The organism is Streptomyces sp. CA-288835, assembly GCF_050936385.1.
Taxonomy (GTDB): domain Bacteria; phylum Actinomycetota; class Actinomycetes; order Streptomycetales; family Streptomycetaceae; genus Streptomyces.
The window spans coordinates 6,722,027-6,729,685 of record NZ_JBNJMW010000001.1 but is presented as its reverse complement, the minus strand read 5'-3'; the positions used below and the strand labels follow the sequence as shown (position 1 = coordinate 6,729,685).

The window sequence follows — 7,659 nt, the reverse complement described above, 5'->3', positions numbered from 1 at the left end:
CTACGCACCTCCCTGTCGCTTGTTCTCCCCGCCGCCGGGCGGGGCGGCGGGCGGCTCCTCGTCCTCGTGGATCTCGTCCCGGAACCGGCTCATCGCCGTCGGCCTCTTCTCCACGGCGGTCTCGCTGAGCAACGACCCGAAGACCGAGCCCCAGTCGACGCCCATCCGCTCCGGCGCCATGCCGCGGGAAGTCATCCTGGTGAGGGGGTCGAGCGTGTCGACGACCCGGCGCGCCATCTCGGCACGCGCCTCGTTCGCGGCTTCCAGCACCGAGGCGGAGAGCTGCGAGGCCGCCATGTTCCGGTACTTGCCGTCGAGGAACTCCAGGCTCGTCAGCTCGCCCTTGGCCCCGACGGTCACCCGGACCGATCTGTCCGCCGAGTGCGCGGTCACCGAGGCCGCGTTCAGCTCACCCTGCGCCTGGGCGACGGCCTCCTCGGTCGCCTTGAGATGCGCCATCGCCTCGGCGACGCGATCTTCGATCGACTCACTCAACTTGGTCTCCTCACCGGTCCGTTGGACAACGGGCCGCCCGGCGCCGCTCCCGCGACCGGCGCCGGGCGGCCGACGTCATCAGCTCATCTCCCCAGGGCCTGCGGCGCGCCGCCCTCGTCGGTGCCCCACACGTCCTCGTCCTCCACCAGCCAGGTGGTCCGCTCCCGGTCGCCGCTCTCCGTCTGCTGTCCGGGCCCTCCCATCCCGGGCATGCCACCCATCGGGGGCATGAAGGGCGTACTACTGCTGGTCTGCGCGGATCGCGGGGCCACCTGGTGTTCCTGGTCATCGACCGTCGGCGTGGCGGCGGCCACCCTGCCGGTGCGGACGGCACCGGGCTCGACGGCGGTACGGACCCGCTCGCCGGTTCCGCCCCCCTCACCCCCGCCCCGCATCATCGGCGGCATCATCGGCGCCCCCATACCGCCGGAACCGTTGGACGCGCCCGCCGGGACTCCGTTCCCCTCGGGGCGGCCCAAGGCGGACGCCAGGTCCTCCTGGTTGTAGAGGTTGTCGTTGAAGGCGGAGGCGTACTGCGAGCCTCCCGAGCCGAGACCCGACGGGCCGTACGAGGAGAGGTCGGGCGGCTGCGGGAGGTCGGCGATGCGCTGGCGGATCAGTTCGCCGATGTCCTTCTCGCCGGCCCCGATCCGGTCGTACTCGGCCTGGATGTCGCCCATGCGCTGGTCGTACTGGGCCTTGGCGTCCCGCCGGGCCTGCTCCGCCTCCGAACGGGCCTCATCCCGCTGCTCCTGGGCGGCGGCCTTCTGGTCCTGGTAGTCCTCCTTGGCCCGCGCCTCGGCGTCGTCGGCCTCCTTGACGGCGTCCCGCTCGGCGGCGTCGATCTCGGCGATCCGCCGGTCGTACTCCTCGCGGGCGTCCCGCTCGTCGGTGCCGGCGGCTATCTCGCGGTCGTACTCCTGCCGTGCTTCCGTCCGCTGCTGCTCGGCCTCTTCCCGCGCCTGTTCCCGCTCCTGCTGGGCCTGGGCCTTCTCCTGCTCGTACTGCTGCTTCGCCTCCGCCTCCTGGCGGTCGGCTTCCCGCTCGGCGTTCGCGCGCTCCTGCTGGGCCTCGGCCTTCTGCTGGTCGTAGGCCTCCTGCGCCTCGACCTTGGCATGCTCGGCCTCCAGCCGGGCCTGCTGCTTCTCTCGTACGGACTCCTGCCGGGCTTCGTCCTGCTGGCGCGCCGAGTCGGCCTTGGCGGCTTCCTGCTCCTGCTTGGCGGCAGCCTTCTCCTGATCCTGCTCCGCCTTCGCCTCCGCCCTCTGCTGCTCGGCCTCGGCCTTGGCGGCTTCCTGCTCCTGCTTCGCGGCAGCCTTCTCGGCCTGCTGCTCGGCCTTGGCTTCGCTCTTCTCCTGCTCGGCCTCGGCTTTCGCGGCTTCCTGCTCCTGCTTGGCTGCGGCCTTTTCCTGGTCCTGCTCCGCCTTCGCCGCGTCCTTCTCGGCCTGGGCCGCCGCTTTCTCGGCCTGCTGCTCGGCCTTCGCTTCGGCCTTCTCCTGATCCGCCTCGGCCTTGGCGGCTTCCTGCTCCTGCTTGGCTGCGGCCTTTTCCTGGTCCTGCTCCGCCTTCGCCGCGTCCTTCTCGGCCTGGGCCGCCGCCTTCTCCGCATCCCGCTCGGCCTTGGCCTCCGCCTTCTCCTGATCCGCCTTCGCCTCGGCCTCGGCCTTCTCCTGATCGGCCTCCGCCTTCTCGGCCTCCCGCTCGGCCTTCGCCTCGTCCTGGGCCTTCTTGGCGTCCGCCCGCTGCTGGTTCGCCTGGGCGACGGCGAACGCCTGCTGCGCGTCCGCCTGCTGTTTTGCCTCGTCCTGGGCCTGCTTGGCGTCGGCGCGGTCCTGCTCGTTCTGCGCCTTGGCCTCGGCCTTCTCCTGGTCGGCCTCCGCCTTCGCCGCGTCCTTGTCGGCCTGGGCCGCCGCCTTCTCCGCATCCCGCTCGGCCTTGGCCTCGGCCTTGTCCTGATCGGCCTCCGCCTTCGCCGCGTCCTTCTCGGCTTGGGCCGCGGCCTTCTCCGCGTCCTTCTCGGCCTTGGCCTCGGCCTTGTCCTGATCGGCCTGGGCCTTCGCCGCATCCTTCTCGGCCTGGGCGGCGGCTTTCTCGGCATCCCGCTCGGCCTTGGCGTCGGCCTTGTCCTTGTCGGCCTGCGCCTTTGCCGCGTCCCGCTCTGCCTTGGCTTGGGCCTGCTCCGCTTCCCGGTCCGCCCTGGCCTCGGCCTGGTCCGCCTCCCGGTCCGCCTTGGCTTCGGCCGCCGCCGCCGCGGCTGCCGCCTCCGCCGCCTTCCTCTGCCTGTCGGCCTCGGCTGCCGCCGCCGCTGCCGCCGCCTCCGCGTCGCGCCTCTGCTTGTCGGCGGCAGCCGCCGCCGCTGCGGCTGCCGCGTCCGCGTCCTTCTTCTGCTTGACGGCATCCTCCTTGGCGGAGATGTCCGAAAGCGACTTCTTGTCCTTGTCGGTTATCTTCGTGTCAAATGCATTCTGCGCATCGGCGAAGGCTTTGTTGACGGCGACGATGGCATCGGCACCCGCCACGCTGAGGAATTCCTGAACGGATTCCCCCCACAGGCTTACGGCCTTTTCCGCCACTTTCTTCCATGTCGCCATGTCACTGGGCGTGCCATAGGATTCACCGTCGATGACGATGTCGTTCTTGAAACCGTCCAGCGCCACGACCGCCAACTGGCCAGCGCTGTAAGGCCCAGCCCCGATAACCTCGAAGTCGGTGTAGTCGATCTGGTTGAGAATCTCCAGACGGGCCTTTTCCAGCAGGTCGTAGAGCCAGCGCTGCGGGTTGCTCTCGGGCCGCCACGCCTTCCAGCGGAGCTCAAGTTCCTTCGCCTGGTCGTAGAGCGTTTGCTGGGCGGCGATCAGGGCTCGGGCTGGATGAGACCTCACGACCGTGCCGTCGAGGGCGACTTCGGTGGCGGTTCCGTCGCCGTTGTCACCGTTGAGCTGGTCGGCGTATCCCTCGTAGTTTCTCGCCAGTTTATGGATGAGCGCCTTGAACACCGCCGCCGAGGTGCCGTCCCAGGCGTCACTGCCCTCGCCGATGTTCTCGGTGTCCCATTTCCCGACGGTGACCGCGCTGTCCTCGAAGAACTTCACGGCCCGGTCGAACGCCTTGGCCGCGTCGGTGAAGGAGTTCAGATCGACATAGGAAGTGTCCGGCACGTCCAGACTGTGGCTGGTGAACCCGTGGGTGGAGTAGGGCGAAGTGGTCAGCTGCTCCAGGGCGGCCTTGGAGCCGTAGATGTACCGGGCCAGGTCCGTTGTATTCCAGGTGATCCCCTCCCCCTCTTTGTTCCAGCCGCCCTTGCCCTTCAGCTTCGTGCTGGTCTTCTCGTAGTCCGAGATGATGTCGTCACCACTGGGCGGGGCCGCCGTATTGGAGGCCAGGAAGGTGATGTGCGCCCGGTACATGTAGAGCAGTCTTCCCGCCGACACGTCCTTGGCGTCATCGTCCGGGCGGTAGAACGGGATGGTGTAGTCGGTGTTCTCCGTGTGCCAGCCGCCCGAGCCAACGAATCCCGACTCGTATCCCGGACCGCCCACCTTGTCCAGGCGGACGTGGATCATCGGGATGCCGTCGTTTCCCTTCAGATTCTCGAACAACTTGTCCCGCGCCGGCAGGATGTAGCCGGTGAGCATGTCAACGGCGGCTTTCCAGTTGTCGTCGTTGTTGTTTTTGGGGTCGGCCATCACCGTGCTCCGCGAAGGTCGTGTTCGTGGTCGTAGGAGAGGAGAGGACTACGGTCCGGGCTCAGGAAGTCCTAGGACTCCTCGTCTTCGTCTTCGCTTTCACCGCTCAGGTCACTGTCGACGTCCTCGAAGATGTCCATGAATTCCTCCATCGCGATGGTCTCCAGGCCTTTCCCCTGGGCCTCGTTCAGCTTGTCGACGGTATCCCACATGGCTTCCTGGACATCCTCGAAGAGGACGCCGTGATCCTCGAATATGCGCGCCAGCTCCTCTGCGGCCTTCCGGACGACCGCGTTCAGCTCACCCCCGCCCGACGACGACTGTTCTTTGGCCATTTCGCCGAGAATGAGCGGGGTCGTGGAGCTGATCGTGGTGTTTTCGATGCCGGCGCTGATGGATTTCATGGCCGGCCCCTCCGTTGCGTGGTCCTGGGCGATTGCGCCCAGGGTCGCGGCGAAAACTTCGATCTGTTCGGTGGTGAACTTCTTGATGAATTCGCTGTCAAGGACCGTGACATCGGCCACGTCGTTCCCCTTCCGGGAGATCTGCGAATACTGAGAGAATCCGCGGCCGAACGTCGGGCGCCGTCGGCCTCAGCTGTTCCGGACCGGGCCGGCGGAGCCCGGAGCAACTGAGGCCGACGGCGCCCGGTCGTTCATTCGCCGCTCCCGCCCGGCTCGACCCGCACCGTCGTGCGCGGGGAAGGCGGGAGGCGACCGTCTCGCGCGGTCAGCGACTGCCGATCCTGACGCTCTGCCACCGGTCGGTACCGCTCTGCTGGGTGCGCGCGTATTCCATTTGGATGCCTTCGAGAGCGGTGGAGTGATTCTTGAGCAACAGCCCGAGGTTGTGGACGGCCATGTCCCATTTCTTCTGGACCTCGGCGTAGACATCTTTGTCGTCACCGATCCAGCTGTTCTGGAGCTCGGTGAGTTCCATGTTCAGGTTCTCGATGACGCGCGCGATGGCCTGCGACTGGGCCTCCATGTCCTCCACGGCGGCCTGGACCTGGGTGTAGTCGACGTAAATGAAACCTTCGTTGAAGTTCATCGAATTCCTCGATTTCGCCACGAGTACGGGGGAGCGTGTGCCGACGGTCAGTGGGCGGGACCGTCACAACATCGGCTCAGAAGGAGGTACTTCCAGGAGGACGGCCTCAAGCAGGAGAGCCCGTTCGCGGGGGAGTGCCCGACTCGGCCTCAGCCGCCCTGTCCTGGGTGGTGGAGGACGAGAGGTCCGTCCCGTTGAGCTCGTCGAAGACGGCCGTGGACCGCGAGTACTCCTGGTCGACCGCCTCGCTCGAGGAACCCTGCACCAGACCCTGTTCCCTGAGGGTCTCGTTGAGCTCGTCGACCATCCTGTCCAGGTTGACCAGGATGGTGTCGACATGCCCGTCCCATGTCTCCATCAACGTTTTGAACTTCCCGCCGTCCGCGCCCTGGTAGGCGTTGGCGAGATTGCCCGCCGTGGACTGCACGTCTTGCTGACGGCCGGCGATTTCATTGAACGCCGTTTCCAGCGACAGGATCCCGCCACGTGTCGCCTGCTCTTCGGACTGCTGCATGGCCATGAGAAAACTCCCTTTCGGCGAAATTCACCGACCGACCTGTGGACCCCATACCACTCCGCGGGCAGACAGAGTGGCCCGGCCATCACACGCCGGTTCGCCGGGGCATGGGGTTTCCAGATGCTAGGCAGGGCACAACTTGTTTGGCAATTGCCCGCCGAGCCCGCGCGACACCCGAATCCTCATTCCCGAATGCTCGATTGAGCAATTACTCGGAACTCACGCCGCTCACTTGAGCGGTGACATGATCCCAGTCGGACAGATCGGACATTGCCCCCTTCCCCGCGTTACGGTCGGACGCCCGGCCTTAACACGAGGTGACCCCGGAGAATCCAAAAATTTCCCTGCGGGATGATCTGCAGCCGGGCGACTTGTTCCCGTTGTTCCCGCTTTTCCCGGTGTACCCGTTGTCCCCGATCACCCGCTATTTCCGCGGACACCGCAGTGTCACCCGCGCCTCTCCCGAGGAGGCCGCCTCAGGGGTGAGGTCGGGGCCGCTGGGCAGCATGGCCAACATCGGCGACGGCATCGTCCGCTCCTCGGCGCCCTCGTATCCCAGCGCCTTCACCCCTTCCTGGGACAGCAGCCGGTACTTCACGCCCAGGTCCGTCACCAGGTAGGTGGTGTCGCCCAGCGCGCTGCCGCTCGCGCTCAACGCCCTGACCAGCGCGCCCTTTCCGGGTCGTACGACGATGGTGTCGACCTTGAGACAGCCCGGTACGACCTCGGGGGCCGGCGTCTGCACGGCCTCGGGCAGCGCGCTCTCGGGCCGTACGGACGTACCCACCCGTACGCCGCCGTCCGCGGAGTCGACGTCCGCGCAGGCGACGGAGCCTGCGGCTACCGTGGCCGCCTTCGGCGGCCGCTCGGGCAGCTTCGCCGAATTCACCGCGGCGCTCCCGGAGTTGGGGGCGAGATGCTCGGTCAGGATGTCCGCGCCGAGCGTCGCCACGGTCGCGGCGCCTCCTTCGTAGGCCTTCTTCCGGGTCTCCGGGTCGCCCAGCAGCAGGGCCGCGTCGGTGGCCGTGACCGGCACGAGACCCTCGCGGGTGAGCAGGTGGTACCGGGAGGCGGAGCCGGGCACGTCGATGCGGAAGAGCTGCCCGATCCGTGTGCTCCGGCCCGCCAGCGCGGGTCCCTCGGTGCCCCGGCCGGGTACGTCGACGGGAGCCAGATCGGGTCCCTGGGGGAAGGCGTCGAGGAACGCCGCCGAGACGGGACGCGGTGTGACGCTCCCGTAGCCCAGGGCCTCGGCCGCGTTCGCCCGGTCGTCCAGGCGCAGCCGGCTGCCCTGCCACAGCAGATACGTAGCGCGGTCCGGCCCGGCGACCAACAGGCCGTCGTTCTCCCCCAGTTGACGTCCACCGGGTACGTCCTGGGGTACGTCCGCGCCGAGGGCGAGCGTCGTGGTCGGCGTGACGACGCCCGTCGTCCTCGGCCGGACACCCGAACACACCAGCCAGGGCTTGCGGTCCAGGTCACCGGTGGCCGGCAGCGCCTCGGGGCCGTCCGGGACACCGATGGGCGCCCCGTGCGGCGTACCGGCGAGCGAGGACGTGCCCACCGTCGTGACGCCGAGGCCGCCGCCCGCTATGAGCTGGGCCGACGCGTAGTTGCGTACGGGACGCAGCCGACCGTCCAGATACAGGTAACGCGCGCCCGTCTGCTTGTCGACGATCAGCTTCTCCCCCGTACGCCACGAGTCGTTCCCGCCCGGCTTGATGAGCCCGAAGACGAAGGCGCCGGCGCACACCAGCACGGCGATGATCACGCCGATCGCGGCGCCGCGGTTGGTTCTGCCCAGCGGGCTCTCCGGATCGTCGGGCTCGGCGCGCAGCATGGCCGAGGCCAGCCTGCCCATGATGAAGAGATGCGCCTGTACTTGGTCCCGTTTGCTGTGCATGGTCGCCG

At 68.0% G+C, this 7,659-nt stretch carries 6 protein-coding genes; all 6 read right to left on the bottom strand.

Going from position 1 to position 7,659, the window contains the following annotated elements; genetic code table 11:
* Window positions 1-495, bottom strand: a complete 495-nt coding sequence (locus tag ACQEVY_RS30665) for a YbaB/EbfC family nucleoid-associated protein (protein WP_432952611.1) — start codon at window positions 493-495, stop codon at window positions 1-3.
* A gap of 83 nt (window positions 496-578) precedes the next feature.
* The gene (locus ACQEVY_RS30660) at window positions 579-4,181 is read right to left on the bottom strand and encodes an AAWKG family protein (RefSeq protein WP_432952610.1); all 3,603 of its coding nucleotides are present in this window, start codon (window positions 4,179-4,181) and stop codon (window positions 579-581) included.
* Window positions 4,182-4,252: 71 nt separating this feature from the next.
* Window positions 4,253-4,705, bottom strand: coding sequence for a type VII secretion system-associated protein (locus ACQEVY_RS30655; protein ID WP_432952609.1), 453 nt, complete (start codon window positions 4,703-4,705; stop codon window positions 4,253-4,255).
* A gap of 205 nt (window positions 4,706-4,910) precedes the next feature.
* Window positions 4,911-5,231 carry a WXG100 family type VII secretion target gene (locus tag ACQEVY_RS30650; RefSeq protein WP_432952608.1) on the bottom strand — a complete coding sequence of 107 codons (321 nt, stop codon included), beginning with the start codon at window positions 5,229-5,231 and terminating at the stop codon, window positions 4,911-4,913.
* A 106-nt stretch (window positions 5,232-5,337) separates the two neighbouring features.
* A complete protein-coding gene (locus tag ACQEVY_RS30645) occupies window positions 5,338-5,751 on the bottom strand; it encodes a hypothetical protein (RefSeq protein ID WP_432952607.1) in 414 nt (137 codons plus the stop codon).
* 421 nt (window positions 5,752-6,172) lie between these two features.
* Window positions 6,173-7,651: a type VII secretion protein EccB gene (gene eccB / locus ACQEVY_RS30640; RefSeq protein WP_432952606.1), complete on the bottom strand. Its 1,479-nt coding sequence runs from the start codon at window positions 7,649-7,651 to the stop codon at window positions 6,173-6,175.
* Window positions 7,652-7,659 lie beyond the last annotated feature (8 nt).

Bases quoted from the DNA above. Each gene is read 5' to 3' on its own strand.
- ACQEVY_RS30660 (WP_432952610.1), bottom strand. From the start codon at position 4,181: ATGGCCGACCCCAAAAACAACAACGACGACAACTGGAAAGCCGCCGTT.
- ACQEVY_RS30650 (WP_432952608.1), bottom strand. From the start codon at position 5,231: ATGAACTTCAACGAAGGTTTCATTTACGTCGACTACACCCAGGTCCAG.
- eccB (WP_432952606.1), bottom strand. From the start codon at position 7,651: ATGCACAGCAAACGGGACCAAGTACAGGCGCATCTCTTCATCATGGGC.
- ACQEVY_RS30645 (WP_432952607.1), bottom strand. From the start codon at position 5,751: ATGGCCATGCAGCAGTCCGAAGAGCAGGCGACACGTGGCGGGATCCTG.